Source organism: Nocardia sp. bgisy134, from assembly GCF_965341865.1.
Classification (GTDB): Bacteria; Actinomycetota; Actinomycetes; order Mycobacteriales; family Mycobacteriaceae; genus Nocardia.
Window position 1 is genome coordinate 483,689 of the sequence record NZ_CBDQZP010000001.1, and the last position, 24,273, is coordinate 507,961.

General features: G+C 69.7%; 24 protein-coding genes. 12 read left to right on the forward strand and 12 right to left on the reverse strand.

Annotated elements, in window-relative coordinates; genetic code table 11:
* Window positions 1–380: 380 nt before the first annotated feature.
* Both ACRWNM_RS02090 and ACRWNM_RS02095 read left to right on the forward strand, forming a co-directional pair.
* A complete protein-coding gene (locus ACRWNM_RS02090) occupies window positions 381–2,723 on the forward strand; it encodes an Hsp70 family protein (RefSeq protein WP_431962845.1) in 2,343 nt (780 codons plus the stop codon).
* Between the two features lie 40 nt (window positions 2,724–2,763).
* Window positions 2,764–3,564 (forward strand): HAD family hydrolase, encoded by an 801-nt coding sequence (locus ACRWNM_RS02095; protein WP_431962847.1) that lies wholly within the window; start codon window positions 2,764–2,766, stop codon window positions 3,562–3,564.
* 1 nt (window position 3,565) lies between these two features.
* On the opposite strand, the gene ACRWNM_RS02100 is transcribed toward ACRWNM_RS02095, so the two are convergent.
* The gene (locus tag ACRWNM_RS02100) at window positions 3,566–3,979 is read right to left on the reverse strand and encodes a VOC family protein (protein WP_431962849.1); all 414 of its coding nucleotides are present in this window, start codon (window positions 3,977–3,979) and stop codon (window positions 3,566–3,568) included.
* Window positions 3,980–4,075: 96 nt separating this feature from the next.
* On the opposite strand from ACRWNM_RS02100, the gene ACRWNM_RS02105 reads away from it, so the two are divergent.
* The 3 genes from ACRWNM_RS02105 (at window position 4,076) to ACRWNM_RS02115 (ending at window position 6,566) form a co-directional block, all read left to right on the forward strand.
* Window positions 4,076–5,023 (forward strand): helix-turn-helix transcriptional regulator, encoded by a 948-nt coding sequence (locus ACRWNM_RS02105; RefSeq protein WP_431962851.1) that lies wholly within the window; start codon window positions 4,076–4,078, stop codon window positions 5,021–5,023.
* Between the two features lie 258 nt (window positions 5,024–5,281).
* Entirely contained in the window at window positions 5,282–6,007 is a 726-nt protein-coding gene (locus ACRWNM_RS02110; RefSeq protein ID WP_431962853.1) for an MspA family porin, read from the forward strand.
* Between the two features lie 136 nt (window positions 6,008–6,143).
* Entirely contained in the window at window positions 6,144–6,566 is a 423-nt protein-coding gene (locus ACRWNM_RS02115) for a hypothetical protein (protein WP_431962855.1), read from the forward strand.
* Window positions 6,567–6,669: 103 nt separating this feature from the next.
* Here the strand turns inward: ACRWNM_RS02115 and ACRWNM_RS02120 are convergent, their stop codons facing one another.
* Window positions 6,670–7,362 (reverse strand): SGNH/GDSL hydrolase family protein, encoded by a 693-nt coding sequence (locus tag ACRWNM_RS02120; protein ID WP_431962857.1) that lies wholly within the window; start codon window positions 7,360–7,362, stop codon window positions 6,670–6,672.
* Window positions 7,363–7,370: 8 nt separating this feature from the next.
* Window positions 7,371–8,792, reverse strand: coding sequence for an MFS transporter (locus ACRWNM_RS02125; RefSeq protein ID WP_431962859.1), 1,422 nt, complete (start codon window positions 8,790–8,792; stop codon window positions 7,371–7,373).
* Between the two features lie 102 nt (window positions 8,793–8,894).
* Here ACRWNM_RS02125 and ACRWNM_RS02130 point away from each other — a divergent pair, with 102 nt between their 5' ends.
* Entirely contained in the window at window positions 8,895–9,494 is a 600-nt protein-coding gene (locus ACRWNM_RS02130; protein ID WP_431962861.1) for a TetR/AcrR family transcriptional regulator, read from the forward strand.
* 55 nt (window positions 9,495–9,549) lie between these two features.
* Here ACRWNM_RS02130 and ACRWNM_RS02135 read toward each other — a convergent pair whose 3' ends face one another.
* The 7 genes from ACRWNM_RS02135 to ACRWNM_RS02165 all read right to left on the reverse strand — a co-directional run bounded on the left by ACRWNM_RS02135 (window position 9,550) and on the right by ACRWNM_RS02165 (window position 16,133).
* Window positions 9,550–9,903, reverse strand: a complete 354-nt coding sequence (locus tag ACRWNM_RS02135; RefSeq protein ID WP_431962863.1) for a hypothetical protein — start codon at window positions 9,901–9,903, stop codon at window positions 9,550–9,552.
* A gap of 425 nt (window positions 9,904–10,328) precedes the next feature.
* Complete coding sequence (locus tag ACRWNM_RS02140; RefSeq protein ID WP_431963573.1) at window positions 10,329–11,093, reverse strand: sirohydrochlorin chelatase; 765 nt, start codon at window positions 11,091–11,093, stop codon at window positions 10,329–10,331.
* A 43-nt stretch (window positions 11,094–11,136) separates the two neighbouring features.
* Entirely contained in the window at window positions 11,137–12,432 is a 1,296-nt protein-coding gene (locus tag ACRWNM_RS02145) for a sulfate adenylyltransferase subunit 1 (RefSeq protein ID WP_431962865.1), read from the reverse strand.
* Between the two features lies 1 nt (window position 12,433).
* Window positions 12,434–13,366: a sulfate adenylyltransferase subunit CysD gene (cysD, locus tag ACRWNM_RS02150; RefSeq protein WP_141812355.1), complete on the reverse strand. Its 933-nt coding sequence runs from the start codon at window positions 13,364–13,366 to the stop codon at window positions 12,434–12,436.
* Window positions 13,363–14,082, reverse strand: a complete 720-nt coding sequence (locus ACRWNM_RS02155; RefSeq protein ID WP_431962868.1) for a phosphoadenylyl-sulfate reductase — start codon at window positions 14,080–14,082, stop codon at window positions 13,363–13,365. Before ACRWNM_RS02155 ends, cysD begins: the two co-directional genes overlap by 4 nt.
* A gap of 36 nt (window positions 14,083–14,118) precedes the next feature.
* Window positions 14,119–15,915: a nitrite/sulfite reductase gene (locus ACRWNM_RS02160; RefSeq protein ID WP_431962870.1), complete on the reverse strand. Its 1,797-nt coding sequence runs from the start codon at window positions 15,913–15,915 to the stop codon at window positions 14,119–14,121.
* Between the two features lie 125 nt (window positions 15,916–16,040).
* Window positions 16,041–16,133, reverse strand: a complete 93-nt coding sequence (locus ACRWNM_RS02165; protein WP_355000761.1) for an Ms4527A family Cys-rich leader peptide — start codon at window positions 16,131–16,133, stop codon at window positions 16,041–16,043.
* Window positions 16,134–16,347: 214 nt separating this feature from the next.
* On the opposite strand from ACRWNM_RS02165, the gene ACRWNM_RS02170 reads away from it, so the two are divergent.
* Window positions 16,348–16,755 (forward strand): SgcJ/EcaC family oxidoreductase, encoded by a 408-nt coding sequence (locus ACRWNM_RS02170; RefSeq protein ID WP_431962872.1) that lies wholly within the window; start codon window positions 16,348–16,350, stop codon window positions 16,753–16,755.
* Window positions 16,756–16,960: 205 nt separating this feature from the next.
* The gene (gene hemW / locus ACRWNM_RS02175; RefSeq protein ID WP_431962874.1) at window positions 16,961–18,166 is read left to right on the forward strand and encodes a radical SAM family heme chaperone HemW; all 1,206 of its coding nucleotides are present in this window, start codon (window positions 16,961–16,963) and stop codon (window positions 18,164–18,166) included.
* A 91-nt stretch (window positions 18,167–18,257) separates the two neighbouring features.
* Here the strand turns inward: hemW and ACRWNM_RS02180 are convergent, their stop codons facing one another.
* Window positions 18,258–19,013 carry an SDR family oxidoreductase gene (locus ACRWNM_RS02180; protein WP_431962876.1) on the reverse strand — a complete coding sequence of 252 codons (756 nt, stop codon included), beginning with the start codon at window positions 19,011–19,013 and terminating at the stop codon, window positions 18,258–18,260.
* A 143-nt stretch (window positions 19,014–19,156) separates the two neighbouring features.
* Between ACRWNM_RS02180 and ACRWNM_RS02185 the strand changes: the two genes are divergently transcribed.
* From ACRWNM_RS02185 to ACRWNM_RS02200, 4 genes are all read left to right on the forward strand, one after another.
* Entirely contained in the window at window positions 19,157–19,372 is a 216-nt protein-coding gene (locus ACRWNM_RS02185; protein WP_431962878.1) for a hypothetical protein, read from the forward strand.
* 376 nt (window positions 19,373–19,748) lie between these two features.
* A complete protein-coding gene (hrcA, locus tag ACRWNM_RS02190) occupies window positions 19,749–20,780 on the forward strand; it encodes a heat-inducible transcriptional repressor HrcA (protein ID WP_431962880.1) in 1,032 nt (343 codons plus the stop codon).
* Between the two features lie 140 nt (window positions 20,781–20,920).
* Window positions 20,921–22,075, forward strand: a complete 1,155-nt coding sequence (gene dnaJ, locus ACRWNM_RS02195; RefSeq protein ID WP_431962882.1) for a molecular chaperone DnaJ — start codon at window positions 20,921–20,923, stop codon at window positions 22,073–22,075.
* 4 nt (window positions 22,076–22,079) lie between these two features.
* Window positions 22,080–22,820 carry a 16S rRNA (uracil(1498)-N(3))-methyltransferase gene (locus tag ACRWNM_RS02200; RefSeq protein WP_431962884.1) on the forward strand — a complete coding sequence of 247 codons (741 nt, stop codon included), beginning with the start codon at window positions 22,080–22,082 and terminating at the stop codon, window positions 22,818–22,820.
* A gap of 106 nt (window positions 22,821–22,926) precedes the next feature.
* Here ACRWNM_RS02200 and ACRWNM_RS02205 read toward each other — a convergent pair whose 3' ends face one another.
* Complete coding sequence (locus ACRWNM_RS02205; RefSeq protein ID WP_431962886.1) at window positions 22,927–24,192, reverse strand: MFS transporter; 1,266 nt, start codon at window positions 24,190–24,192, stop codon at window positions 22,927–22,929.
* Window positions 24,193–24,273: the final 81 nt, after the last annotated feature.

Here is a 24,273-nt window from a genome sequence, read left to right on the forward strand (position 1 = left end):
ATGGCTAAATATCGGTTACCGACCAGTCGGTGTGTGCCGACAGGTTTGCCACGGGCGTCCGGTGGTTTGTTTCATCCCCTGCCGATCGTGACGAACAGTCGCTGCGTGATAGCGGAATCGGGTCCGTCGCAGCCCTTTTGCGGTGTGTCGAGGGGGCTGAACCTTTCATTCGACCCTGTTTACCTGGGCATTCGACCGATTGTTGCCGGAAGCCAAACGTTTCATATCAATTCGGCATCTGGAAAGTTTGCGAACAGCTAACCTGTGGGGGCTGTTTGGAAGACGACCGCGGCCACATGGCTCGACTGTGTGCTGGACGTGGTCACGGTGCGTTGACGGGATAGCGAATGACTACATGTCTGGGTTTCAGCATCGGTTCAGTGAACTCCATAGCGGCTTCGGTCACCGATGGTCTGATTCGACCCACTGTGCGCACCAAGCGCACGGCACTCAGCTTCGACTCGGCGGGCGGAGCCCGCATCGGCGGCATTCCTCAATTCAGCTCGGCCATCACCGATTTCGCCGATCTGGCGCGTGACCCGGAATCACTGCTGGTCGGCGGGCGGCTGTACTCCCCGGCAAACCTCGTCGCCGCGGTGGTCACCGGTCTGCTGGAGGCGGCCGAGCCGAGCGCGGGCGCGGTGGCGACCTACCCGGCGGGCTACACCGACAAACAGCTCGCCCTACTACGTCAGGCGCTCGACCTGAACGGCGCGCGGCACGTCATGCTGGTGCCCGAACCGGTGGTCGCCGCCGAATGGCTGGAATACGAACACGGCCCGCTGGAGACCGGCTTCGTCCTCGTCTACGACCTCGGCGGCACCAGCCTCGACGTGTCCGTCGTGCGCGTCGGGCCGGACTGGGAGAACCATCCGATCGTCGGAAAGCCGCAGCGCTCCTACGACTTCGGCGGTCGCCCGCTGGGGGACATGATCGCGCGCTACGGGCGCACCGGCGTGCCCGGGGCCACGGTGTCGATGACGTCCATCGTCGACGTCGACGGCCTGCGCACCGAGCACATCAGGGACTCCTTCGACGTGGTGCGCGCCTGCCTGCGCTCCACCGGGCTCAGCTTCTCCGATATCGGTCGCGTCCTGCTCGTCGGTGGTGCGTCCCGGCCCGCCGAGGTGGCGGGTGCGCTGGCCGAACTCGGCCGCCCGGTGGTGGTTTCGGCCGATCCCGGCCATATCGTGGCCGTGGGCGCGGCGCGGTTCGCGGCCAGGACCTTCGCGCCCGCGAGTACCGGGGAACGGCCCGCGCCACGCGTCGCCGTGTTCTCCAGTGCCGCAGTGGCTTCCGCGCTGGCCATGTCGGCCGCGACGATCTTCGGCGGCTCCGGCGGATCGGGTCCGCTCCCGGTACTCGACCGGTTACCGGCCGCCGCTCCGGTCCCCGCCGACACGCTGCTCTACGAACCCAACGGCGACACCGCCTTGGACCAGGCCGTCCGGCAGGGCATCCCGGCGACGCTGGCGCAGCACGCCTTCTTCGACGGAAACGGCTACGACCGGCGCGTCTCGTCCATCGCGCGCAGTACGACTTTCGGGCCCTCGATCGGCGAGTCCCGCCCCGGGCCGCACAACGATCCCCGAATCTGCTGCGGCAATGGCCGATACGCGGGACCGCAGTACGCCAACCCCGCCCAGTTCGTCAATCCGCTGCCCTTCCAGCGGACGCCGCGGGTGAGCCTGCCCGGGTGGGACCGGCTGAACCCGACGATCCCGAGCGTCGGCCTGCCCTCGTGGCCCAACACCCAACCGGCCCCGAATCCCTCGGCCCCTGGCAACACCCAACCCGAGCCGGGCACGCCGACTTCTCCCGGATCACCGGCTTCCGGTGGGGGCGCCGCCTCGCCTGGAGGAACGAGCACTGGCGGCGCCGCTTCGGGTGGTACGACCGGAGACCCTGTGGCGGGTGGGGGCAATGCCGGTGGGACATCCTCGGGGGGAACGACTTCCGGCGGCGCGGCCGGGGATGGTTCCGGCGCGGCGTCCGGGCCGGGCACGGACGGTGGTTCTACGGGTGGCGGTGCCTCGTCGGGCGGTGGCGCTTCGTCCGGTGGTGATTCTTCGAGTGGTGGTGCGTCTTCTGGTGGGGGCGCTTCATCCGGCGGTGGAACGTCCTCCGGCGGTGGCGCGTCCGGGGGCGGTACGTCTTCTGGCGGGAGCGCATCGTCCGGCGGTGAATCGTCAGGGGGTGATTCGTCCGGCGGCGGAACGGCCTCGGGTGGTGGCGCGTCGTCCGGTGGTGAATCTTCGAGTGGTGGTGCGTCTTCTGGTGGTGGCGCATCCTCGGGTGGTGGCGCGTCCTCGGGTGGTGAATCTTCCGGTGGCGGAGCGTCTTCCGGTGGTGGCGCATCCTCGGGTGGTGGCGCGTCGTCCGGTGGTGAATCTTCCGGTGGCGGAACGTCCTCCGGCGGTGGTGCGTCGTCCGGCGGCGGCGAAGCGTCTTCACATGGCGGTGCGTCGTCCGGTGGTGGTGCGTACTCCGGCGGTGGAGCGTCCTCGCCGGGCCGATCGTCTTCCGGCGGAACCTCCTCCGGCGGTGCGTCTTCCGGCGGCAGCGGCAGGTCGGACTCGAAGTTCGGCGGCGGTGCGGGTGGCTCCGGCGGCGGTATGGGTGGCGGCGGTATGGGCGGTGGCGGCGGTATGGGCGGTGGCGGCAAGGTCGGTGGCGGCTCGGCCGGCGGCGGTGGCGGCGGAGTCGGTGGCGCCCGGCGCTGAATCGAAGACGAGTCATCGAGCCGCGGGGCACAATGGATTGGTGAAAGCGCTTGGGGGAGGGCCGCGGCTGATCGCCTTGGATGTGGACGGCACGCTGCTCGAGACGGGATCGCCGGTCAGTGTGCGGGTCACCGCCGCGGTGGCGGCGGCCGTCGCGGCAGGGGCGCACGTGGTGGTGACGACCGGGCGCACGCTGCTGACGACGCGTCCGGTGCTCACGGAACTCGGGCTGGTCGAGGGGCATGCGCTGTGTTCCAACGGCGCGGTGCACATCGACGTGGCCAGGGGCGTGCCGGTGGCGGTGCAGGCGTTCGACCCGGCGCCCGCGGTCACCGCGCTGCGCGCCCTGTTCCCGGAGATGATCTTCGCGGTGGAGAAGGTCGGCATCGGTACCTGGGCGACGGGCGCCAGTCCCGGCGAATTCTCCATCGGCGAATACCTTCTCGTCGATCACGGCGCGCTGAGCAGCGAGCCGACGCCGCGCCTCAACGGCTGGTGGCCGGAGGGGACGCTGGATGAGATGCTCACGCTGTTGCGGACCTTCGCCGTGCCCGGCGCCAGCTGGGTGCACGGCGAGTTCGGCCCGTGGCTGACCGTGTCGCGGCGCGGGGTGTCCAAGGGCTGGGCGCTGGAGCGTCTGCGCCTGTCGCTCGGCATTCCCCGCGCCGCGACCCTGGCCATCGGCGACGGCTACAACGACCGCGAAATGCTGCGCTGGGCCGGGTATTCGGTGGCCATGGCCAACGCGCCCGACGACGTCCGCGGCTTGGCCGACGAGGTGACCGGCGACGTCGACGCCGACGGCGTCGCCACGGTGCTGGAGCGTTGGTTCGGCCGCTGACCTACACGCCGCCGGTCTTGCCGACGACCTCCAGGTAGTGCGGGTTGGACATGATCCCGAGGACATTGCCGAACGGGTCCACCACCGCGGCGGTGACGAAACCTTCGCCGTTGCCGCGCGGGGTGATCGGTTCGTACTCGGTGGCGCCGAGGTCGAGCAGTCGCTGGAAGGTGGCCGCCAGGTCGTCGACGTGCCAGAACATGACGCCGCCCCCGCCCGGCTCGTTGCGCGCACCGCTCGGCGCGTAGGCGCGGTTCACGATGCCCAGCTCGTGCTGGTAGTCGCCGATGCGGAACTCGTAGTACCCGTTCGGCACGTGGTAGTAGGGCGCGACGCCGAGGAATTCGGCGTACCAGTCCTTGGCGGCTTCGAGGTCGTCGGCGTAATAGGTGACCGTGGCCATTCCGCGCAGCATGTCGGTGCTCCTTCGATGATCGGTTCGTGCTGGTGGAACCATCTTCGCGCGTAAAGTGCTCACCAACTGAGCACTTTGTGCGGCAGAATTTCTCGTATGAGAGCGGATCGTCTGGTGGCCACATTGCTGCTGATGCAGGCCCGCGGCAGGGTGACCGCCGCGGAGGTCGCCGCGGAACTGGAGGTCTCCGTGGCCACGGCGCGGCGTGATCTGGAGGCGCTCTCCGCGGCGGGCATTCCGGTGTATGCGCAGCAGGGCCGCGGCGGCGGTTGGTCCCTCGTCGGCGGGGCTCGGACGGATTTGAGCGGTTTGTCCGAACCCGAGGCCAGGGCGCTGTTCCTGCTGGCAGGCGCGTCCGCGAGCGCGAACCCGGAGGTGAAATCGGCACTGCGCAAACTGGTTCGGGCGCTGCCGCAGACGTTCCGCGCGGACGCCCAGGCGGCCGCCGACGCCGTGATCATCGATCCGGCGCGCTGGGGTCAGCGCGACCGGAACCGGCCCGGCGTGGTGGACTTGTTGCAGCGCGCGGTCGTGCAGCGGCGACGGGTGGGGCTGGAGTACGAGCGGGCGGGCGCCAAGACGACGCGGATGGTCGACCCGTGGGGATTGGTCGACAAGGACGCCATCTGGTATCTGATCGCGGGCACCGAGAAGGGGAGCAGGACCTTCCGGGTGGACCGGATCGCCGACGCCCAGCTGTCCGACGAAACCTTTCGCCGCCCAGACGATTTCGAGTTGTCGGCGGCCTGGGACGAAGTGGTCGGCGCGATGGAGCGGCGCCGCGCGGCCACGTCGGCCACCGCCCGCATCGCCCCCAGTTTGCTCCCGGTGCTGCGCGATCAGCAGGGCAGGCACTGCGAGGTGGACGGCCCGGTCGCCGACGGCCGGGTCCAGGTCCGGATCACCGCGCCGACGCCGCGGATGATCGCTCAGCAGCTGGCGGGGTGGGGCGCGGAGATCGAGGTGCTCGGACCGCCGGAGGTGTGCGAGGAACTCGCGCGGCTGGGCGCGGAACTGGTGCGACGGTACGGGACCGCCGAATGACCGAAAACGATCCTGCGACCACGGTTCTCCGGTTTGTCCGAGTTCGCCGGGCCCGTGCGCTCGACGCCCATTCCATTTCCCCGCTCCGACCGCGCGCCGGTTTCGTCGGCGACTCGCCGTTGCTGTACGGTTACCAGCGCTGAGCTACAGCGATATTTGGAATGCCCGTCCGCACCCGCCGAAGAGGATCAGCGACGACGGTCGGCGTGCGAGTTCGTTTGTGAAAGTTTCGTTTCGATCAGATTCGACTGGAGCGTTATGAATCGCAAGCATTCACCTGTTCTGGCCGCGATCACCACAGTGTTGGTAGTCGTCGCCGGCGCCGTCGGTGTTCAGAGCGCGGCCCGCGCCGAGCCGGGGGAGGTCGACTCCGGCGGGATGCACCTGGTCGCGTCGGTGGATGCCAACTTTGTCAAGTCCACCGGTGATCTCGCGTTGGGGGTCCCGTTCTCGCACTCGGCCAAGGTGTCCGGGAACTTCTCGACCTCCCTCGATGGAGCCTCGGCGCTGCGCAGGGGGAAGCTCATCGCCGGATATCTGATCGGCTGCGCGGTGGACATCTCCGATGGCATCGACGTCAGCATCGCGGCCGCCGTGGGCGGCAATGTCGATGTCACGACCGGACTTCTCGGGCTGAGTCTCAATGTTCCGTTCGGTGTCACCGTCGGCGACCAGGTCGCTGTCGATTTCGGCGGGAATCTCGGCATCGATCTCGGCGGGGATGTCACCTTCGGCGTCTTCAGCGAACTCGGTGGTGAGATCACCGTGTCCATCAACCCGGGCAGCGTGACAGCGGCGGTGATCGCCGAGTCGACGCTGGACGAGGATTCGTTGTTCCCCTTCACCTTCGCGCACTCCAATACCGCGCTGAACATCAACGGATGCCTCACCCCGGCATCGGCCATGCCGTTCATCACCGTCCGCGCCGACGCCCGCAACGGCATCGTGCAGACGACGGGCTATGGGCAGCAATTCGTGTTCTGAGCCGCGACGCCCGATTTTCGATCGGGAGCGAAGGCGATGACCGGCCGATCGTCCGGACCCGGCATCCGGGAGGGGAGCGGTCATGTACTGCAAGGACATTCCATGCACAACGGGTCGATGAGAGGCGGGAAGCATCATGGTCCGTAGGACCTTCGAGAACGCGGTTCGCAAGCTGATCGCGGGTGCGCTGCCGGTGGCGGCCGCTCTCGCGTTCGTCGGGGCCGCCCCGGCGCAGGCGGCTCCGGTGCAGGCGCCTGCGCCGATCGTGCAGCAGGTCGCCGCGCCTTTGCAGGTCGGCGCGAGCCTTCCGCTCGACTGGATCGCGACGAATCCGGAGGCGATGAACTCCGATCCGCTGACCAACGGCGCGGCCGCGGGCGCGGTCGTCGGCGCGACGGGGTCGGGTGTGATGAGCGCGGTGTCGTGCCTGCCCGGCTTCATCGTCATGGCGGTGCCGTGCGCCATCGTGGGAGCGATCAACGGCGCGGTAGTCGGTGCGCTCGTCGGCATACTCGTCGGCGTCGTCATGCCGGAGCTGGTGCCGCAGACGCTGCCCTGATCGCGAGCTGAACGCGGTCTCGCGAGAACTGTGTGAACCGGGCCGTGCCCCGGGGTGAAAAGCCCTGGGACACGGCCGAGCTCGTTGCCGACGGCCTCGAGGCTCAGTTGGCGGCGGTGTCGGCGAGGATTCGTGCGCTCAGCGCCCGCACCATTTCCGTGGCCACCACCGCGTGCCCGCTGGTCGTGAAGTGGATGAGATCGGCGCTCATGACCTGGGGCCGCAGCCGCAGCGGGTGGTCCCAGAAATCGACGAGCACCGCGTCGTAGCGGTGGGCCAGGTCCCGGACGATGTCGTTGAGTACCGCCATGCGGTCGCGCATCGGCCGCATCGGCGCCATGCGCTCGACCTCCCAGACATCGGCCACCGTGAACGTCATGACCTGTGCGCCACCGCGGCTCACCGCGGCGAACAGTCCGTCGAGGTTGGCACGCACCTGGTCGACGTCGCCGCCGGGCAGGAACAGATCGTTTCCGCCGCAGCTCACGTGCACCAGGTCGGGTTCGAACTCCAGCACCCGCTGGAGTTGTTCGTCGCGCACCTGCGCGGTCGTCGCCCCGATACGTCCGGTGTTGAGGTAGGCGAGGCCGGGCCGCACCGAGGTCAGCAGGGCGGCGAGGCGATCGGCCCACCCGGCCGTCTCGTATCCGGGGCTCGGGTCGCCGACGCCACGGGCGATGGAGTCGCCCAGGACGGCGAAGCGCCGCCAGGGCGCGCCCGCCAGCAGTTCCAGGGCCGCGTCGGGCGCCAGCAGCATCGGGTCGTCGGCTTCGGTGTGAATGTCGTTGTGCGTCATGGTGACTCCTAGTCGGTGACGGCGGTCGCGGCCGGATCGAGCTGCCGCGTCGGTATGGCGCACAGGCAGGCCGCCACCGCGGCGATGCCCGCGCAGACCGCGAACAGGGTGTGGAAGCCGGCGAGCGGGTCGCCGGGGTGGGCGGCGAACACCGCGGCCAGCACGGCGACGCCCAGCGCGCCGCCGACCTGGCGCGCCGTGAGGTTCATGCCGATGCCCGCCGCGAACTGTTGTGGCGGAAGCGAACTCGCCGCGGCCGTGCCGAGCACCGTCACCACGATGCCGACACCGCCGCCGCCGAGCACCCCGGCGGGAATCCAGGCCGACCACAGCGCGGGTGTCGGCCCGAACGCGTCGGTGCTCATCCAGACGAGGGTTCCGGTGAACATCAGCGCGCCGAGCACCCCGACCCAGCGGCGCGCGGCGGGGGTGGCGGCCCGTCCCGCCAGGGTGGCGCTCACCATCGATGCCACCGCGCCGACGGTGAGCGCGGCGGCCGAGCCGAGCACCGAATATCCCCAGATCGCGTCCAGGAACAGCGGTCCGGACAGCAGCCAGGCGAACATCGCCGCACCGAAGACGAACGACGCGGCGTTGGCCAGCGCGTACGGCCTGCTCTGCCACAACTCCACCGCGATGGCCGGATTGTGGTGCCGCGCCGAGCGCACCAGAGCGATGGCCAACAGCGCGGCGCCGCCGCCGAGGACGGCCAGCGTGCCCGGCGAGGTCCACCCCCAGCGCTGCCCCTCGGTGACTCCGGCGACCACACCGCCGAACCCGAGCGCGACGGCCGCCGTGCCGACCGGATCCGGCAGCGCGTTGCCTGCCGGCCGCGGGTCGGTCACCGGAATTCGCAAGCCGGGCAGGATGAGCCCGAGCGCGACCGGCAGGTTGATCACGAAGACCGACCGCCAGCCGAACGCCTCCACCAGACCGCCGCCGATCGCCGGTCCGACCACCGCGGCGAATCCGCCCGCGGCCGACCAGGCGGCGATGGCCGCACCGATCCGTTCGCGCGGTGTCACGCCGAGCACCAGCCCCAGTGCCGCGGGCACCATGAGCGCGGCCGTCGCGCCCTGGAGCACCCGGCCCGCGATGAGCCAGGCCGCGTTCGGCGCGAGCCCGCACAGCAATGACGTGAGCGCGAAACCGGCCAGCGCGATCAGGAACAGCCTGCGCCGCCCGAGCGCGTCGGCGAACCGGCCGCCGGGCGTGAGCAGGGCGGCGAACGCGACGGCGTAACCGCTGACCACCCAGGTCAACGTCGTCGTCGCGGTATCGGAGTAGTCGCGGGCGATGGCCGGGAAGGCGATGTTGACCACGGACAGGTCGAGGAAGGCGATGAACGCCGCGCCGCACGCGATCAGCAGCGTGGCGGTGGCGCTCATGGCGGGGGGACTGGCGGTGGTCCGTGCGGACACCTCGGTCATGGGAGATCCTTCGGAAGTCGAGAACAAAACGTACGACCGTTCGTACAATCAAAGTACGACCGATCGTTCGTATTTGCAAGCGTTCGGTGGAAGAATGGGGGCATGGCCGAGACGACAACCGATCAGCGCCTGGTCAAGGGCGCTCGCTCCCGGGCGTCGATCGCCCGGCACGCCGCCGACGTGGCGTCCGTCGAAGGGCTGAACGGTGTGAGCATCGGGCGATTGGCCGCCGACCTCGGGATCAGCAAGAGCGGTATCGCCACACTCTTCGGCTCGAAGGAATCTCTCCAGCTCGCGGCGGTGGAGGCGGCCAGGGAGGTGTTCGTGGCGCAGGTGATCGAGCCGACCGTCGGTGTGCCGCGCGGTGTGCCGCGACTGCGCGCGCTGGTCGATCGCTGGTTCGCGCACGTGACCGAACCGGTCTTTCCCGGCGGCTGCTTCCGCACCGCGACCCTGGTCGAATTCGACAGCAGGCCGGGCCCGGTGCACGACGCGATCGCCGCCGACCGCGAGGACTGGCTCTCTTTCCTGACCAAAGAAATTCGCAAAGCCCAGGATCAGGGCGAACTGGCCGACCGGGACGCGGACGCGCTCGCCTTCGAATTGGACGCGCTCATGAGCGCGGTCAGCACAGCGCGGCAACTCGGCGACGAGACCAAGGTGCAGACGGCACGACGGATCATCGACCGGCTGCTGTCGTGAAAGAGCTACGGGGCGTGCGGCTTCGGCGTAGCTGAACCGATGGGATGTCGGCCGGTCAGTGTTGCCCGTTCCAGAATCCGATGGCGATCGCGCCCCACCAGCACACCTGGGAGATCGTTCCGGAGGCGGCGCCCCATAGGAGCAACTTCGTCGGCAGTCTGACCGAAACCTGGTGGGCCAGGCGTCTGCTCAGGATGGTGGCCTGTAATCCGTTGAGGGTCAGCAGCAGAATCAGCACCATCTTCGTGCGGGTCGATCCGGAGTCGAGATTCGGTTCGAGAAAGCAGCCGCTCACGACGAGCCCTGCCAGGCCGACCCAGATGGGGGCGTGCAGACGCGACATGCCCGCGACCGCGTCGGCCAGCGTGGACCGGCCCGCGAGCCACAGGGCCATCAGATAATCCGCCATCAGCACCCCGCCGCAGGGATTCGAGCGGCGGCAGTTCGGGTCGTGATGGCGGTTCGAGGTCCAACGACCGGTGACCGGTCAGAACGCGGTGCCGGCGCCATTCGGTGGTGGCGATTCCGGAACTCGACGGGTTGAACGGCTGGGTGAGAGACGCTGACGGACTCGGCATTTCGGGTTCGGCCGGATCGGCGGCGATTCTCGTGCGACTTGCCGGGCTGGGGCCGTCGGGAGGTCGGCGACCGCGGTACATGGCCCGCGAACGAACTACGGGCGGCAGGTGTCCTGCGCGCGGTGTCGTCGCCGACGCGATCGAGCGGAACGTCGAGGTGAAGTCGACCAGTCAGGGGAGGCTCTTCAGGGCGACGGCACCGTGGTGGGTGGGCGGTCGAAGACCATCGGTGGCGCTGTGCGTGCCGTGCCGCCAGTCAGGCGGACAGCGGGAGGGCGGCCGCCCGCGCCGCGTCGTAGCGGTCCCAGACGATCTCGGCCATGGCGCGATGGACGCCGAGGACGTCGGCGTGCGTCAGTTCCGGCGCTGCGGCCGTCAACCGGTCGGTGAGCAAGCCGGGGGCGAGGAACCACGGCGCGACGAGGACGCGGTCCGCGCCGCATGCGCGCAGGCGGGAAACCGCCTCGTGCACCGTGGGTTCCGTGGTGGCGAAGCAGATCTCGGTGTGCCAGCCGGTGCGGGCGGCCAGGCGGCGAGCCACCGCGGCGGTGCGGGCGTTCGCCGCGGAAGACGACGAGCCGACGGCAGCCACCGCTACGCCGATGCGGTCCGCCGGGACGGTCGTGGAAGTCCCTAGGGCATCGAGCGCACGGTCCCGCAGCGCGTCGATCAGGCGCGGGTCGGGGCCGAGTACGTCCGCTTGCGTGAGCCGCAGACGAGGATGCCGGGCGCGGCACTCGTCCAGCAGCCCCGGCAGGTCGACACGTGCATGAAAGGCGCTGCCCAGCAGAAGGGGCGCCACGACGGCATGCGTATGCCCTTGACCCGCAACGGCGTCCACCACCTGCTCGACCGAGGGCGCGCTCAGATCGAGGAAAGCGAGGCGGACGTCGAGATCGGGCCGGGCGGCGGCGATCTCGGCGACCACGGCCGACATGGTGGCCGCCGAACGCGGATCGCGGCTGCCGTGCGCGACCGCGATCAACGCGGGCGCGGAGAATCGACGGTCGCCAGGCGGCATCGGCTGCGCGCCGATGCCGCGGGAGGCGAACACGTCGGTCATCTCAGGCCTCGGTGCCGACCTCGACCGCGGTCAGCACATCGCCGACCAGGCCCGCGCCGAGCGTGTTGCCGCCGGCCGGGTCGATCAGCAGGAAGCTGCCGGTGTGCCGGTTGGCCCGGTAGTCGTCGGCCGCGAGCGGCTCGGCGACGCGCACCGAGATGCGCCCGATGTCGTTGAGCTCCAGCGCTTCCGGGTTCGGGTCCGCGGCGAGCCGCTGCTCGTCGAAGCGCTCGATGAGCGCGCCGACGATGGCCTGGGTGGTGCGGGTGCCGTGCTTGAGCAGCAGCCGGGCGCCGGGGCGCAGCGGCTTGTCGCCCAGCCAGCAGACCGTCGCGTCGAAGCTGTCGATCGGTTCCGGCGCGTCGGACACCGCGGCGATGATGTCACCGCGCGAGATGTCGACCTCGTCGGTCAGGATCAGCGTCACGCTGCGCCCGGCCTGCGCGACGGCGAGCTCGCCGTCCGGGGTGTCGATCCGCTCCACGGTCGTGCGCACGCCGGACGGCAGCACCACGATCTCGTCGCCGGGCGCCACCGAACCGGCCGCGATCTGACCCGCGTAGCCACGGTAGTCCGGGTATTCGGCGGTGCGCGGGCGAATCACGTACTGCACGGGGAAGCGCAGACCCAGCGTGTGCGCGCCGGTGTTGTCGGCGTCGACCGGCACCGATTCCAGGTGCTCGATGAGCGAAGGCCCGTCGTAGTACGGGGTGTTCGAGGACCGGCTGGCGATGTTGTCGCCGTGCAGCGCCGAGACCGGGATCTCCAGCACGTCCTCCGGCGCCCAGCCGAGGGTGCCGGTGAGCTTGGTGAACTCGGCCGAGATCTCGGCGAACACCGTGGCGGCGTCGTCCACGAGGTCGATCTTGTTCACGGCGAGCACCAGCTTCGGCACGCCGAGCAGCGCGAGCACCGCAGCGTGCCTGCGGGTCTGCTCGATCACGCCCTTGCGCGCGTCGACCAGCAGGATCACCAGCTGCGCGGTGGACGCGCCGGACACGGTGTTGCGGGTGTACTGCACGTGCCCGGGGGTGTCCGCGAGCACGAAAGACCGCTTGGGCGTGGCGAAGTAGCGGTAGGCGACATCGATGGTGATGCCCTGTTCCCGCTCCGCGCGCAGCCCGTCCACGAGCAGCGAGAGATCCGGGGTGGCCAGACCCTTGTCCACCGACGCGCGGGTGACGGCGTCGATCTGGTCGGCCAGTACGGATTTCGTGTCGTAGAGCAGCCGTCCGACCAGGGTGGACTTACCGTCGTCGACAGAACCGGCGGTGGCCAGCCTCAATAGGTCGGACATGTCAGAAATAACCCTCTCGCTTGCGGTCTTCCATCGCGGCCTCGGACACCCGGTCGTCGCCACGGGTCGCACCACGTTCGGTCAGTCGGGACGCGGCCACTTCGGCGAGGATCGCCTCGTTGTCGGCCGCGTCGGAAATGATGGCGCCGGTGGTGGATCCGTCGCCGACGGTGCGGTAACGCACCGAGCGGGTCTCCAGCACCTCGCCTTCGCGCGGGCCGCCCCACACGCCCGGCGTCATCCACATGCCGTCGCGCTGGTATACCGGGCGCTCGTGCGCGTAGTAGATGGTCGCGAGTTCGACATTCTCCCTGGCGATGTAGCGCCAGATGTCGAGCTCGGTCCAGTTGCTCAGCGGGAACACGCGCACGTGCTCGCCCGGCGCGTGCCGCCCGTTGTACAGGTTCCACAGCTCGGGGCGCTGCCGCTTCGGGTCCCACTGGCCGAAGGCGTTGCGCAGCGAGAAGATGCGCTCCTTGGCGCGGGAGCGCTCCTCGTCGCGGCGGCCGCCGCCGAACACCGCGTCGAAGCGGTTCTCGGAGATGGCGTCCAGCAGCGGCACGGTCTGCAGCGGGTTGCGGATGCCGTCCGGGCGCTCGGTCAGCCTGCCATCGGCCAGGTAGTCCTCGACGCTGGCGACGTGCAGGCGCAGCCCGTACTTCTCGACCACCTTGTCGCGGAACTCCAGCACCTCGGGCAGGTTGTGGCCGGTGTCCACGTGCAGCAGCGCGAAGGGCAACGGCGCGGGCCAGAACGCCTTGAGCGCCAGGTGCAGCAGCACGGTGGAGTCCTTGCCGCCGGAGAACAGGATCACCGGCCGCTCGAACTCGCCCGCCACCTCGCGGAAGATGTGGATGGCCTCCGACTCCAACGCCGCGAGGGTGTCGAAGTCGGTGATGCCAAGAGAGCGTTCACTTCTGATGGTCTCGGTCATGATTGATGCAACCCGCATTCGGTCTTGGCGAGGCCGGCCCAACGGCCGCTTCGCGGATCGGATCCCGGCTCCGGCTTCCGTGTGCACGGAGCGCAGCCGATGGACGGATATCCCTCCTCCACCAGGGGATTGACGAGGATGCCGTGCTGTTCGATGTAGGCCTGCATCTCGTCGTCGGACCACGGTGCGATCGGGTTGATCTTCACCAGGCCGAAGGCTTCGTCGTAGGAGATCAGCGGTGCGTTGGCGCGGGTGGGGGCCTCCACCCGGCGGATGCCGGTGACCCAGGCGTTGTAGCCCGACAGCGACTTCTTCAGCGGCACAACCTTGCGCAGCCTGCAGCACTCGCCCGCGTCGCGCGCGAACAGATCCTTGCCGAGCAGTTCGTCCTGTTCGGCGACGGTGTGCTCCGGGCGGACGTTGACCACGTTCACCCCGTACACGGCCTCGACCGCGTCGCGGGTGCCGATGGTCTCGGCGAAGTGATAGCCCGTGTCCAGGAACAGCACGTCGACACCGGAGCGGACCTGCGCCGCGAGGTGGACCAGCACGCCGTCCTGCATGTTGGAGGCGACGATGTAGCCGGAGCCGAAGGTCTCCTCGGTCCAGCGCAGCAGGTCGAGCGCCGAGGCGTCGGGGCCGAGTTCGGCCGCGCCGCGTTCGGCGATCGCCCGCAGCTCGTCTTCGGCGAGCTTGTCGGCGAGTTTGGTTGTCACAGTTGATCTCCCGTCAGCCGAGTCACGATTCGATGCTCATCGCAGGTCGGCCTCGTCGGCGCGGACCGCCCACTGGGCGAACCGCTCGTCCGCGTTCCGGTTCTTGACGAAGTTGCGCACCACGCGCTCGATGTAGTCGCCGAGTTCGGCGCTGGTCACCTTGTGCTGGCGCAGCTTTCGGCCGAAACCGCTGTCGAGTCCGAGGCTGCCGCCGAGATGAACCTGGAAACCCTCGACTTGATTCCCGTCGCCGTCGTCCACCAGCTGGCCCTTGAAGCCGATGTCGGCGATCTGGGACCGGCCGCAGGAGTTCGGGCAACCGTTGATGTTCACCGTGATCGGTACGTCGAGCTGGGCGTTGACGTCGGCGAGGCGCTGCTCGAGCTCCGGCGCGAGCACCTGGGAGCGCTTGCGGGTCTCGACGAAGGAGAGTTTGCAGAACTCGATGCCACTGCAGGCCAGCAGGTTACGCCGCCAGATCGACGGACGGGCCTGCAACCCGAGCGGTTCCAGTTCGGTGATGAGCTGCTCGACCTTGTCGTCGGCGACGTCGAGCACGATCAGCTTCTGGTACGGGGTGAAGCGGATCCGGTCGGCGCCGATCTTCTCGACCGCGTCGGCCACCTTGGTGAGGACGGTGCCGGAGACGCGGCCCGCGATGGGGGAGAAGCCCACGGCGTTGAGGCCGTTGCGCAGCCGCTGGACGCCCACGTGATCGATCGGCTTGGCGGGCTGCTCGGGCGCGGGGCCGTCGATCAGCTTGCGCTTCAGGTACTTCTCCTCGAGCACCTCGCGGAACTTCTCGATGCCCCAATCCTTGATCAGGAACTTCAGCCGCGCCTTGGTGCGCAGGCGGCGGTAGCCGTAGTCGCGGTACAGGGAGACCACGGCCTCCCATACGTCCGGCACCTCGTCCAGCGGGACCCAGGCGCCGACGCGCTGCGCGAGCATCGGGTTGGTGGACAGGCCGCCGCCGACCCACAGGTCGAGACCGGGGCCGTGCTCGGGGTGCTCCACGCCGACGAACGCGACGTCGTTGATCTCGTGCACCACGTCCTGCTGACCCGAGATCGCGGTCTTGAACTTGCGCGGCAGGTTCGAGTACCGCTTGTCGCCGATGTAGCGGCGCACGATCTCCTGGATCGCCGGGGTGGGATCGATGATCTCGTCCAGCGATTCACCGGCCAGCGGCGAGCCGAGCACGACACGGGGGCAGTCGCCGCACGCCTCGGTGGTCTGCAGGCCGACCTCTTCGAGGCGGCGCCAGATCTCCGGAACATTCTCGATCTCGATCCAGTGGTACTGGACGTTCTCGCGGTCGGACAGGTCCGCGGTGTCACGGCCGAACTCGGTGGAGATCTGGCCGAGCGTGCGCAGCTGCGCGACGTTCAGCGCGCCGCCGTCGCAGCGCACCCGCATCATGAAGTACTTGGCCTCGAGAATGTCGATGTTCTCGTCGCCGGTCCAGGTGCCGTCGTAGCCCTGCTCGCGCTGGGTGTAGAGACCCCACCAGCGGAACCGGCCGCGCAGATCGGCCTTGTCGATGCTGTCGAAGCCGCCCTTGGCGTAGATGTTCTCGATACGGGCGCGGACGTTGAGCGGGTTGTCGTCCTTCTTGCTCTGCTCGTTCGGGTTGAGCGGTTCCCGGTAGCCGAGGGCCCACTGGCCCTCGGACTTGCGGCGCACGGGCTTGCCGGTGCGGGCGCGCGGCGCCGTCGACGCCTCGGGCCGCGGGCGGTCCGGTCGTACACGGCGCTCGGAGGCCGGGCGTTCGGGACGCGCCTGCCTCGGGGTCGGCTGATCGCTGGGACCGGCGTCGGTACTCGACGTCATGAGGTCGCTCCTGCTGGGTGGGTGGTACATCCGTGCTGAAGGCGTGAGGGGCTGGCTCACACCCGCGGTGTCAGCGGACCGATGCGATGGGAGTCGCCGGGAGACCCGGAAAGGGCGCCGCTGAGCTACCGGTGAGAACCGGGCAGACAGCAGGCGCTACAGACGCGCTTGTAGTCGACGTGGCGACGTGCCACAAGTCGTACTCCCGATGCGCGCATGGGGCCTATTGTGCCATGTCAGGATGGGCGTTCCGACCGTCATGCCGGTATTTCCCGCGAAATAGGGGGAAATTCCCTGGACCGGGAGGTCTATTTGTGATGGTCGTCATATTTTCCCGCGCGAACGCGGCTGGTGATTCGTCCGAAGTGTCCGATGTGAACCGTGGCACGCTCCGTTGACCTCGAGTTATCTCGAGGTACGAGTGTGTATCCCATGAGTACCGCACCCGTCGACACCGACGTCGAAATCGAAGCCATCCGCCAGATCGTCGCCACCGTCGAGCACGTGCAGCAGCACGAGCTCGTCGACGAATTCGTCGCGCTGTTCCGCGCCGACGCCATCTGGACCACGGGCCACGGCAAGCGCCTGTTCGGCCGCGACGCCATCGCCGAGTTCACCGCTGCCTTGCTGCCCGGCGCGACCACGCACGGCAAGGCGACCTACGAGCTCGAGCACGTGCTGTTCATCCGCCCCGACGTGGCCGCGGTGAAGGTGCGTCAGCGGTACTTCACCAACGAAGGGGTCCTGGAGGGCGAGGGCACCCCGATGTACGTGATGGCCAAGGAGGACGGCCGCTGGTTGCTCACCGCGAACCAGAACACGCCGATCGTCGCGGACTGAGTTCATGGGCGCGGCCGCTGGGTCGTCGCGGCCGCGGCCTTTTCGATCGCCGGCGCAGGCGGCCTGCTCGTCCTGGTGCGCGCCGCCGAGTCCCCGCTGCGACATCGCCCACGGGTTCACGCGTGGAAGTGACGGTCGGCACGTCCCCGGTGGTGGGACGGTCCCCGGGCGAAAGGTCGCACTGTTCGGCGGGCACACTGGACAGGTGAGTTCCGCCGTACCCCTCTCGGAGATCGACGCCGCCGCGCCCGTGCTGCGCGACTTCGGCGGCGGGCCGTTCGGCGTGTACGTGCACGTGCCCTTCTGCGCGACGCGCTGCGGGTACTGCGACTTCAACACCTACACCGCGGGCGAGCTCGGCAGCTCTGCATCGCCGCAGTCGTGGCTCGCGGCGTTGCGCGGTGAACTGGCCGCGGCCGCCGATCGGTTCGCGGGTCTGCCGTCGGCCACGCCCGAGGTCTCGACGATCTTCGTCGGCGGCGGCACGCCGTCGCTGCTCGGCGGGGACGGTCTCGCCGAGGTGCTCGACGCCGTCCGATCGGCATTCACGCTCGCGCCGGACGCCGAGGTGACCACCGAGTCGAATCCGGAATCCACCTCGCCGGAGTTCTTCGACCGCATCAGGGCGGCGGGGTACACCCGCGTCTCGCTGGGCATGCAGTCGGCCGCCCGGCATGTGCTCGCGGTGCTCGACCGCACCCACACCCCTGGCCGTGCGGTCGCCGCCGCGCGGGAAGCGCGGGCCGCGGGATTCGAGCACGTGAACCTGGACCTGATCTACGGCACGCCGGGTGAGCGCGACGCCGATCTCGACGCCAGCCTGGACGCGGTGCTCGACGCCGGTGTCGATCACGTCTCCGCGTATTCGCTCATCGTCGAGGACGGAACCGCGTTGGCGCGCAAGGTGCGTCGCGGCGAACTGCCCGCCCCCGACGACGACGTGCTCGCCGCCCGCTACGAACGCATCGACACTCGCCTCGCCGCTGCGGGCCTCACCTGGTACGAGGTATCCAATTGGGCGGCAAACGATTCCGCCCGGTGCAGGCACAACCTCGGGTACTGGGACGGCGGCGACTGGCTCGGCGCAGGCCCCGGCGCGCACAGCCACCTCGGCGGCGTGCGCTGGTGGAACGTCAAGCATCCGGCGCGCTACGCCGAGCGCGTCGCCCGCGGTGGTCTGCCCGCCGCAGGCTGGGAATCGCTCAACGACGACGAGCGCTATTTCGAACGCGTCATGCTGACCGTGCGGCTCCGCACCGGCCTCCCCCTCACGGACCTCGCCGCCTCCGCCACCCCGGCCGTGGACCGGATCATCGCCGACGGCTTGGCATTCCGCTCCGACGGCCATCTCGTCCTCACCGACCGGGGCCGTCTGCTCGCCGACGGCGTCGTCCGTCGCCTGCTCGACTGATTCCCAACGGCCGCAACCTTTTTCGCATGGCATAGGCTGCTTGTGCCGCTCGTTCGACCGACCCCCACGGCCGCAGCGCCTTTCGCGACGACTACCGCGCGGGGTACTTGTGGTCCAGCCACTCGTCGAAGGTCGGCCCCGCCAGGATCGCGTCCGGTCCGGGCAGCAGCGCGCCCGCGGCTTGGAGTTCCTGGTTCGGGTCCTCGGCATCGACGATCTCCTCGACGCGGGCCGGATCACCCCGGCGCGCAGCGAGTTTCGCGACGGCCACGGCGAGGTTCAGCTCCTCCGGGCCCGCGATCTCGACCACGCCGGCGGCCTCCTCGGCGAGGGCGAGCGCGGCCAGTTCTTCGGCGGTGGTGCGGGCGGCGACGAGCTGGGTACGGAATTTCGGCACGTAGGCCGTGTCGTCCCGGGTCGTCCATTCGAGCATCATCTCGGTGAACTCGTGGAACTGGGCCGCCCGCAGCACTCGCACCGGCACCGGCCCCTCGCGGTAGCCCGCCTCGTGCGCCAGCTTTCCGGCGTAGTGCCCCGCGGTGAACGGATCGATGCCGATGATCGAGACGACCGCGATGCGCCGCACGCCCGCCGCGGCCGCTTCCCGCTGCACGGTGCGCGCGATGGTGCCGAAATAGTCGGTCACCGCCGCCGTGTCGGTGGTGGCGGCATTCACCGCGTCCACCACGATGTCCACCCCGGCCAGCGCGTCCGCCAGCCCCGCGCCGGTGTAGACGTCGACGCCCGTGGCCCGGGTGATCGCCACGATCTCGTGGCCCTGGTTCTTCAGCACGTCGATCACCTCGCGGCCGATCCGCCCGCTGGCGCCCACCACTGCGATTCGCATTCGGTACTCCTTCGAGTCGATACCTACGCCCGGAGGACGACGCGGCGACCCGAGGTGTGACAAGTGTCCGCGAACGTCCTGGTGTGAGCTCTATCGCAGCCGGGGGAACCCGCGTAGGCTCCGGCTCGACACGGAGGAGTCCCATGCCCCAGGACCGACCCATCGATCTCGTTCAGAGCCCCGGCGAATTCGCCGAGGCCAGGGCCGCCGAGAAGGCGGAGCACGCGCGCAAGAGCGCGATAGCGGCCCGCACAGTTGCCGGATACGCCCACGACGCCGCCGACTGCCAGTCCCTGCTCGCCATGCTCGGCCTCGACGCTCAGGCGGGCAAGCGCGCCAAGGGTTTCGACAGCCGCTGAGAGTCGGGTACCAGCAGCCGCAGGATCCCGGTCGACACCGCGAGGACACGGCACGGTTCCGAATGCCGTCCACGCGATGGGGAAGCGGCTGCGGCTGTTGCGCCGACCGCTCCGCCGGTGGTCGGCGCGACGGCCGTGCGCGCGCGTAGACGGCGGTGGGCGCCGTCGTAGGTCGGCATCACCATCCCCGTTGCGGTTCGCGACAACGTCGCCGAGAATGCCACGGTCGCCCGGGTCACGCACTACGCGGGACCGGTCGATTGGCAGGTCGGCAACTAAACTGGATACTCAGACGACCGGGCGGCCGCGGTGTTTCGCGCGCTCCCGAATGCGTCGGCGGCCTGCGGCGTAACGAGAAAGCGAGGAGGTGGGGCCGATGTCGAGCACCGAGGATCGGCGCTTCGAGGTCCTACGCGCGATCGTCGCGGACTATGTCGCCACCAAGGAGCCCATCGGGTCGAAAACCCTGGTGGAGCGGCACAATTTGGGTGTCTCCAGCGCGACGGTCCGTAACGACATGGCGGTGCTGGAGGCCGAGGGCTACATCGCCCAGCCGCACACCAGCTCCGGTCGCATCCCCACCGACAAGGGCTACCGGCAGTTCGTCGACCGGATCTCCGAGGTGAAGCCGCTCTCGCCCGCCGAAAGGCGCGCGATCATGGAGTTCCTGGAATCCGGCGTGGATCTCGACGACGTGCTGCGCCGCGGCGTGCGACTGCTGGCCCAGCTGACCAGACAGGTCGCGGTGGTGCAGTACCCGACCGTCTCGGCGTCGACGGTGCGCCACATCGAGGTGGTCGCGTTGAATCCGGCGCGCCTGCTGCTCGTGGTGATCACCGACACCGGCCGGGTCGACCAGCGTCTCGTGGAGCTCGGCGCGGTGATCGACGACGAGGACCTGGCCGCGCTGCGCGCCATGCTCGGCGGCGCGATGGACGGCAAGCGCCTGGCCTCCGCCTCGGCCGCGGTCGCCGAACTCCCCGAGCGCGCCCCGCGTCAGCTGCGCGATGTGCTGATCCGGGTGTCCACGGTGCTGGTGGAGACGTTGGTCGAGCATCCGGAGGAACGTCTCGTGCTCGGCGGCACCGCGAATCTCACCCGCAACGCAGCCGATTTCGGCTTGCCGGGGTCGCTGCGACAGGTGCTGGAGGCGCTGGAGGAGCAGGTGATCGTGCTCAAGCTGCTCGCCGCCGCGCAGCACCCCGGCACGGTGACCGTGCGGATCGGCGAGGAGACCCAGGTCGAGCAGATGCGCAGCACGTCGGTGGTGTCGACCGGCTACGGCGTCGAGGGCGCGGTGCTCGGCGGCATGGGCGTGCTCGGCCCCACTCGGATGGATTACCCGGGCACCATCGCCTCGGTCGCGGCCGTGGCGCGCTATATCGGCGAGGTGCTGGCCGAGCGCTGACGCCGAACCGTGCTCACGGCGCTGCTACCCTCGAACCTCTGGCCGGATAAAGTTGAGTGCATCCGACTAATGCCGACGACGTCGGCATTCGGTTGGAGCGGCACAGGCGAGTCACAGCGACCAAGGACTAGAGAACTCAAGTGGCACGGGACTACTACGGACTGCTCGGCGTCGCGAAGAACGCGACCGACCAGGAGATCAAGCGCGCTTACCGCAAGCTGGCCCGCGAACTCCACCCGGACGTCAACCCCGACGAGGCCGCCCAGGCCAAGTTCAAGGACGTGTCGGCGGCCTACGAGGTGCTCTCCGATCCGGAGAAGCGCCGGATCGTCGACGTGGGCGGCGATCCGCTCGAGTCCGGCGGGGGCGGCGCGGGCTTCACCGGCGCGGGCTTCGGCGGTCTCGGCGACGTTTTCGAGGCGTTCTTCGGCGGCATGAGCGGCGCGGGCGGCGGCCAGCGCAAGCCGCGCGGCCGGGTGCAGCCGGGCGCCGACTCGCTGCTGCGCACCCGTCTCAGCCTCGCCGAATGCGCGGTCGGCGTCACCAAGCACCTGACCGTCGACACCGCCATCCTCTGTGACAGCTGCCACGGCGCGGGCACCAACGGCAACTCCAAGCCGGTGCGCTGCGAAACCTGTGGCGGCGCAGGCGAAGTCCAGTCCGTGCAGCGGTCGTTCCTGGGTCAGGTGCTCACCTCGCGGCCGTGCCCGACCTGCCGCGGCGCAGGCGAGACCATCCCGGATCCCTGTCACAAGTGCGGCGGCGACGGCCGGGTCCGCGCCCGTCGCGAGATCGCCGCGCCCATTCCGGCAGGTGTCGCGAACGGCATGCGCGTCCGGCTGGCCGCCCAGGGCGAGGTCGGCCACGGCGGTGGCCACGCGGGCGATCTGTACGTGGAGATCGTGGAGCAGCCGCACGACGTGTTCGTCCGCGACGGTGACGACCTGCACTGCACCATTCGGGTCCCGATGGTGGACGCCGCGCTCGGCACCACTGTCGTCATCGACACGATCCTGGACGGTCCGACCGAACTGACCATCGCGCCGGGCACTCAGCCCAACGAGGTGTCGGTGCTGCGCGGGCACGGCATGCCCAAGCTGCGCTCCGGCGCGCGTGGTGACCTGATCGCGCACCTGGACATCGTGGTGCCCACCAAGCTGGACGGCAAGCAGACCGACCTGCTGCGCAAGTACAAGGGCATGCGCGAACGTGACCGCGCCGAGGTGATGTCGACGCAGTCCGAGCACAACAGCGGTCTGTTCGCCCGGTTGCGCGCCTCGTTCAGCGGGCGCTGAGCCGTTGGCCGCCACGGTCTTCTATCTCGACGACATTCCCGAGCCCGGCGCGGTCGCGGTGCTCGACGGCCCCGAGGGGCGGCACGCGGCGACCGTGCGGCGCACCCGGGTCGGCGAACCGATCACCCTGTCCGACGGACGCGGTGTGCTCGCCGAATCGGAGGTCGTCGCCACCCAGCGCGACCGGCTCGACCTGAAAGTGCTGAACAAGACCGTGGCGCAGCCGGTCTCGCCGCGCGTCACGGTGGTGCAGGCGCTGCCGAAATCGGACCGCTCGGAGCTGGCCGTCGAGCTGATGACCGAGGCGGGTGCGGACGCGATCGTGCCGTGGCAGGCGGCGCGCTGCGTCGCCAACTGGGAGGGCAAGGCCGCCAAGGCCGTCGACAAGTGGCGTGCCGCGGCGCGCTCGGCCGCCCGCCAGTCCCGGCGCGCCTACATCCCCGAGGTCGCCGACCTGCACCGCACCCGCGACCTGCTCGAGCTGGTCCGAAAGGCCAAGGCCGAGGGCGCGATCGTGGCTGCGCTGCACGAATCCGGCCGGGGTCGTTTCGCCGAGCTCCCCGTCCGGGAGGTGCGGGAGGTAGTGCTGATCGTCGGTCCGGAAGGCGGGCTGGACGAAGCCGAGCTCACCGAACTCGCCGCGGCCGGAGCGGACGTCGTGCTACTCGGGCCGACCGTGCTGCGCACCTCGACGGCGGCCGCGGTCGCGCTCGGGGCGCTGGGCGCGTTGACGCCGCGTTGGTGATGTTCACAGCGCTCGCTCGGCGGGCTCACCCGTAGCCCCAATCGTTCGGCGGGGCTCGTCGCGGCATCCCGGTCGCCGAATCGGTCGTCGCGGAGAGGCTTCGGGTCTACTGGAAACCCTTGGACGTGGGCCGCGGCCGCGACGCCACGCCGGACTGGGCGCGGATCATCGAGACGGCGAAGAGGATCGCTCCCGCGGCGAGCAGCGCGGCGACGGTGCCCGTCAGCCCGAGCCAGCCCGCGTGCGCGAAGGCCACACCCGACAGGCCGCCGACGACCGCGCTGCCGAGGTAGTAGAAGAACAAATACAGCGAGGAAGCGGCCCCGCGATTGCCGTGGGCCAGCGTGCCGACCCAGGCGCTCGCGACCGTGTGCGCGGCGAAGAAGCCCGCGGTGTAGAGCAAGACGCCGCCGGCCACGCAGCCCAACCTGTCCGGCAGGCTCAGCGCCAGCCCGACGCCCATCAGCACCATCGACGCGGTGAGCATCCGGTGCCTGCCGACGCGGTCGGCGAGCCTGCCGCCCCAGGCCGACGCCAGGGTGCCCGCCAGATACAGCAGGAACACCGAACCCGCCACCGCCGCGGGCAATTCGAAGGGGCGCTGGGTGAGCCGGTAGCCGAGGAAGTTGTAGACCGAGACGAAGCCGCCCATCAACACGAAGGCCAGGCCGAACAGCGCGAGCAGCTGACGGTGGCGCAGCTGCGCGCCGAGATCGCCGAGTACGGTGCGCAATCCGGCGGGCCGGGCCACGAACCCCCGCGAGGGCGGCAACAGCTGGACGAACCACACCGTGCCCGCCGCCACGGCCACGCCGACTGCCGCCGCGGCCCAGCGCCAAGACGCAACGTCGAGGGTGAACGAGGGAATCAGGCGTCCGGCGAGACCGCCGATCGTGGTACCTGCCACGTACACGCCCATCGCCGCGCCGAGGCCCTCGGTCCCGATCTCCTCCGCCAGATACGCCATCGCCACCGCGGGCACCCCGGCCAGCGCGATGCCTTGCAGCGCCCGCCCCGCCAGCAGCGCGTCGAGCGAGGGACTGAACGGCAGCAGCAGCCCGATGATCGCGGCGGCCACCGCCGATCCGATCATCACTCTGGTGCGGCCGATCCGGTTGGACAGCGCGCTCACCGGCACGATGGCCAGCGCGAGGCAGCCGGTGGTGAGCGAGACCGCGAGGGCCGCGCGGGCGGGCGTCGCGCCGAACGCCTCGGACAGGCTCGGCAGCAGCGCCTGCGCGTTGTACATGGACGCGAAGGTGGTCAGGCCCGCCGCGAACAGCGCGAGGGTGATTCTGCGGTTGTGCGCCACATCGGCGGACGGGCTCTGCGTGCTGACGTTCGTCGACGGTCGCGCCGTTGTGCTGGTCATGGCTACCTCCTGATTTCAGGATTGTCGCCGCACGTTCCGAAAGGAAATGAATAATGATTATCGAGTTGATGCCTCTATTGC

Coding starts and splice junctions, on each gene's coding strand:
- ACRWNM_RS02100 (WP_431962849.1), bottom strand. CDS start 3,979: ATGCTGCGCGGAATGGCCACGGTCACCTATTACGCCGACGACCTCGAA.
- ACRWNM_RS02105 (WP_431962851.1), top strand. CDS start 4,076: ATGAGAGCGGATCGTCTGGTGGCCACATTGCTGCTGATGCAGGCCCGC.
- ACRWNM_RS02110 (WP_431962853.1), top strand. CDS start 5,282: ATGAATCGCAAGCATTCACCTGTTCTGGCCGCGATCACCACAGTGTTG.
- ACRWNM_RS02115 (WP_431962855.1), top strand. CDS start 6,144: ATGGTCCGTAGGACCTTCGAGAACGCGGTTCGCAAGCTGATCGCGGGT.
- ACRWNM_RS02120 (WP_431962857.1), bottom strand. CDS start 7,362: ATGACGCACAACGACATTCACACCGAAGCCGACGACCCGATGCTGCTG.
- ACRWNM_RS02125 (WP_431962859.1), bottom strand. CDS start 8,792: ATGACCGAGGTGTCCGCACGGACCACCGCCAGTCCCCCCGCCATGAGC.
- ACRWNM_RS02130 (WP_431962861.1), top strand. CDS start 8,895: ATGGCCGAGACGACAACCGATCAGCGCCTGGTCAAGGGCGCTCGCTCC.
- ACRWNM_RS02135 (WP_431962863.1), bottom strand. CDS start 9,903: ATGGCGGATTATCTGATGGCCCTGTGGCTCGCGGGCCGGTCCACGCTG.
- ACRWNM_RS02140 (WP_431963573.1), bottom strand. CDS start 11,093: ATGCCGCCTGGCGACCGTCGATTCTCCGCGCCCGCGTTGATCGCGGTC.
- ACRWNM_RS02145 (WP_431962865.1), bottom strand. CDS start 12,432: ATGTCCGACCTATTGAGGCTGGCCACCGCCGGTTCTGTCGACGACGGT.
- cysD (WP_141812355.1), bottom strand. CDS start 13,366: ATGACCGAGACCATCAGAAGTGAACGCTCTCTTGGCATCACCGACTTC.
- ACRWNM_RS02160 (WP_431962870.1), bottom strand. CDS start 15,915: ATGACGTCGAGTACCGACGCCGGTCCCAGCGATCAGCCGACCCCGAGG.
- ACRWNM_RS02165 (WP_355000761.1), bottom strand. CDS start 16,133: ATGCGCGCATCGGGAGTACGACTTGTGGCACGTCGCCACGTCGACTAC.
- ACRWNM_RS02170 (WP_431962872.1), top strand. CDS start 16,348: ATGAGTACCGCACCCGTCGACACCGACGTCGAAATCGAAGCCATCCGC.
- ACRWNM_RS02180 (WP_431962876.1), bottom strand. CDS start 19,013: ATGCGAATCGCAGTGGTGGGCGCCAGCGGGCGGATCGGCCGCGAGGTG.
- ACRWNM_RS02185 (WP_431962878.1), top strand. CDS start 19,157: ATGCCCCAGGACCGACCCATCGATCTCGTTCAGAGCCCCGGCGAATTC.
- hrcA (WP_431962880.1), top strand. CDS start 19,749: ATGTCGAGCACCGAGGATCGGCGCTTCGAGGTCCTACGCGCGATCGTC.
- ACRWNM_RS02205 (WP_431962886.1), bottom strand. CDS start 24,192: ATGACCAGCACAACGGCGCGACCGTCGACGAACGTCAGCACGCAGAGC.